General features: G+C 40.4%; 3 protein-coding genes and 2 pseudogenes. 3 read left to right on the top strand and 2 right to left on the bottom strand.

Translation table 11 applies throughout. The annotated features are described in order from the left end of the window. Nucleotides 1-88 precede the first annotated feature (88 nt). On the top strand, nt 89-250 hold the full coding sequence (locus HF974_07685; GenBank protein MBC2698201.1) for a hypothetical protein: 162 nt from the start codon (nt 89-91) through the stop codon (nt 248-250). 229 nt (nt 251-479) lie between these two features. On the opposite strand, the pseudogene HF974_07680 reads toward HF974_07685, so the two are convergent. After that, nucleotides 480-635: pseudogene (locus HF974_07680) on the bottom strand (succinate--CoA ligase subunit alpha). A gap of 159 nt (nt 636-794) precedes the next feature. Here HF974_07680 and HF974_07675 point away from each other — a divergent pair. Then, nucleotides 795-2,033 carry an AAA family ATPase gene (locus tag HF974_07675; protein ID MBC2698200.1) on the top strand — a complete coding sequence of 413 codons (1,239 nt, stop codon included), beginning with the start codon at nt 795-797 and terminating at the stop codon, nt 2,031-2,033. Further along, nucleotides 2,026-2,628, top strand: coding sequence for a hypothetical protein (locus HF974_07670; GenBank protein MBC2698199.1), 603 nt, complete (start codon nt 2,026-2,028; stop codon nt 2,626-2,628). The genes HF974_07675 and HF974_07670 overlap by 8 nt, the downstream gene beginning before the upstream one ends. On the opposite strand, the pseudogene HF974_07665 reads toward HF974_07670, so the two are convergent. Then, nucleotides 2,594-2,703 (bottom strand): annotated as a pseudogene (locus tag HF974_07665) (ATP-binding cassette domain-containing protein). The gene HF974_07670 and the pseudogene HF974_07665 sit on opposite strands and share 35 nt — an antisense overlap.

Below are 2,703 nucleotides of genomic sequence, written 5' to 3'. Positions count from 1 at the left end.
AGATAAATATCTTTGATCTTAACATCCCAGAAAATTGTTGTTTTCTTTACAACGATAGTCACGGGATGTTAAGACTGAGGGTACTTTCATGCTAAAAATGGGTGAAAGCGAGTCTGACATGGATGAATGGCGATCAAAAGCGATAGAAGAATGGAAAAAAGCTGCATTCTTTTGCAGGGATGATCCCAGTTTTTCAGACAAAGATATACATGATATTGAGAAACGCATTTCGCTTCTTCAACAAACATGAGCAGGCTGTATGGGGTTAATGGGAATGTTCGTATGTTTGTGAACAATGCAGCAATTTAAGATTGAAGAAAAATATCAAATTGTGAAAAGGTTGAAATGGATGATAAATCTTCAAATAAGAAAGACATGAAGGGTGGTGTTGGTAATTGGAAAAGATATTAAAAACCCGGTGATTATCAACTTTTGCGAAGGGAATCTTAAATCAATCAAATTCTGAAACACAGACTCACTCAGATCATCCCCTTCATCTTCTCAGCCACATCTCCAGGACTCCCTGCAACCACAACTCCTGCACCCTCCAGCGCCTCGATCTTCTCTTTCGCAGTCCCGCCGCCCATGCTGATAATGGCACCGGCATGGCCCATGGTCTTGCCCGGCGAGGCACTTGTGCTTATTACAGCCATCTGGTCAACTATAAGATTATTAGATGAGGAACCAATTATCGAAAAAAAAACGAATTCAATATATGATATTTATAACATTAAGATTAAGTTGTAAGTAGTATTTAAAGTATAAATGTTTATATTCCTTTCAGGAGATTTGTAATGCCAGAAGAATTCATTATTGCTGAAGACCTCGATTTAGCATGGAGTAATTTTGAACCCTTTTATCCGCTTCCTGCCAATAGTCCGTTCCATGTGGAACGTAAGGGCAAACCTTTGAACAAGTTAAAAAGGGCACTTCTCAGAAAACACAGGCAGTCGCCAAAATATTTTTTCTCGGGCCACCGGGGCTGCGGTAAATCTACAGAACTTAACAGGCTTGCCGCTGATGTGGACATTAATGAGAAATTTTTTGTTGTAAAGTATTCGGTTAAAGAAGTATGTGACGTCAACAATCTCAATTATGTTGATGTACTGTTTTCGATCGGAGCAGAATTATATGTTCAATATATCGATTCCGGCAACAAGCTCAAACCCGAGCTTATAGAGCAGCTTGAAGGATGGAAGCACAGCATAGAAAAGACCATTGAAGAGGAAACATCAATTGCAGCTACTATAGAAGGCGGACTCAGGACATTTTTCCTCTCTGCGCTGGCAAGGATCAGGGCAGAAGATACTACGAGGAAGATGATCAGGGAGATAATCGAACCCAGACTCTCTGATCTCATTGATAAAATAAATCTCATTATCGCAAATATTGAAAGTAATGAGAAAAAGAAAGTGCTTGTGCTGATTGATGATCTTGATAAACCCAGGTTGGAACAGGCAAAGGAAATATTCTATAACAGCCAGACTGCCATTACCCAACCGATATGCCACATTGTCTATACTGTGCCGATTTCCATATACTTCACCCAGGAGTTTACGGCAATCAGGGAATCTAAGTTTTTCTTACCAAATGTAAAACTTCATTCCAGGAATGACAGGAACAGTAAGGATGAGGAAGGTTATGGGCTGATGGGGCAGTTTATTTTTCACAGAATGAAAGCCGAACTGATACAACCCGATGCACTTAACCTGGCAATTACAATGGGTGCAGGTGTGTTCAGGGAAACCGCACGTATCATGCAGATTGCAGCCGACAGTGCAATAGAAAATGACAGGGATCAAATGATAGAGGAAGATGTCAAGAGAGCAGAACGGGAGATCAGAAGTGATTTCAGGCGTATTTTGAAAACTGAAGATTATACAACTCTTAAGGAAATATGCAAAGATAATGATATCCATGGAATCGAAAAAATCGGACGTTTATTACATAACCTGAGTGTTCTGGAATATATGAATGATGAGACCTGGTGCGATATACATCCTACTCTTGTTGAACTTGTTGAGAATGACTGAAATAATAGATCCTATCGAGGCGCGGGTTTCAAGACTAGGCAATTACTTGATCCGCGCACATAAATATAACAAGGCGTCCATTCTTTTTGCACTGTATCTTAGTGAATATGTGCGTGCTGATGTTGAGAAAGAGATCAGGCAATTGCTGAATGAACAGGGACTTAAAGCTCTCAGTGTTGATGCCGGTGAATATAAGGACCTGCCGTCTTTTTTTTCATCAGGAAGTGCTGAGCGGACTGTTTTTTTTGTGCATAATCTGGAAAAAGGTTTTCCTGAAGCCCTCAGGTATTTGAATTTTAAAAGGGAGGAAATTATTGACCATCGGGTGAAGGCAGTATTCTGGGTAACTGATAAAGAACTTACTCGCATTGGCAATGAGGCACCTGATTTCTTTGCTTTCAGGAACAGGGTCGTTGAATTTATCGAAGTGCCAATGGCAGAAGAACGCAGGCCTGCTCTCGTTGAATTTGCACTGGAAACTGAATATAGGTCGCTAGATGAGATTAAACACAGTATAGAGTTAAAAGAAACACTGCTCTCAGAGCTATCCAAAGCTGATGAAATAAGCGGGTATTTCCTGATTCTGGTTTTATGATATCAAGCATCATTCGAAGGGTTGTGGTCTTACCTGCGCCATTGGGACCAAGAAGTCCGAATATTTCTCCTTGAT

This window comes from ANME-2 cluster archaeon, assembly GCA_014237145.1.
Lineage (GTDB): Archaea > Halobacteriota > Methanosarcinia > Methanosarcinales > Methanocomedenaceae > Methanocomedens_A.
The sequence above is the reverse complement of the archived record's forward strand: the minus strand, read 5'-3'. Positions and strand labels throughout refer to the sequence as shown.

Excerpts from the sequence above, each read along its gene's own strand:
- HF974_07685 (MBC2698201.1), top strand. The coding sequence starts at position 89 with ATGCTAAAAATGGGTGAAAGCGAGTCTGACATGGATGAATGGCGATCA.
- HF974_07675 (MBC2698200.1), top strand. The coding sequence starts at position 795 with ATGCCAGAAGAATTCATTATTGCTGAAGACCTCGATTTAGCATGGAGT.
- HF974_07670 (MBC2698199.1), top strand. The coding sequence starts at position 2,026 with ATGACTGAAATAATAGATCCTATCGAGGCGCGGGTTTCAAGACTAGGC.